Origin of the sequence: Pseudomonas sp. SIMBA_041, from assembly GCF_046535095.1 — a bacterium.
In the GTDB taxonomy this organism is placed as follows: domain Bacteria; phylum Pseudomonadota; class Gammaproteobacteria; order Pseudomonadales; family Pseudomonadaceae; genus Aquipseudomonas; species Aquipseudomonas mucoides.
The window spans coordinates 1-274 of the sequence record NZ_JAWRXJ010000278.1; the positions used below are offsets into that span (position 1 = coordinate 1).

General features: G+C 37.2%; 1 pseudogene. It reads left to right on the plus strand.

What is annotated here, in order from left to right:
* Positions 1-226 (plus strand): annotated as a pseudogene (locus SB725_RS31175) (hypothetical protein); the annotation flags it as partial.
* Positions 227-274 lie beyond the last annotated feature (48 nt).

A 274-nucleotide genomic window follows, 5' to 3' on the forward strand; every position in this document is an offset into this window, starting at 1 on the left:
GGTTTACTTACTTAGTTTTTATGAGTCGTTAGGTTTTGTACCTGAAGGCGAGCATTATCTCGAGGACAATATCGAGCATGTAAAAATGGTGCTATACGTTGCTAAGAAAAACAAAATCAAAAAAGAGAGCACGGACACTGCGTCAACCACAACCAAAGTGTTAAGTTTCCTGCTGTTTATCATGGCCGCTTTGTTTGTTTTAGGTCTGTTGTACTTAATGATTTAGACCGCTTGTAAGGTCTTAATTCTTAACATAATTCAAATTGGTTGTTCC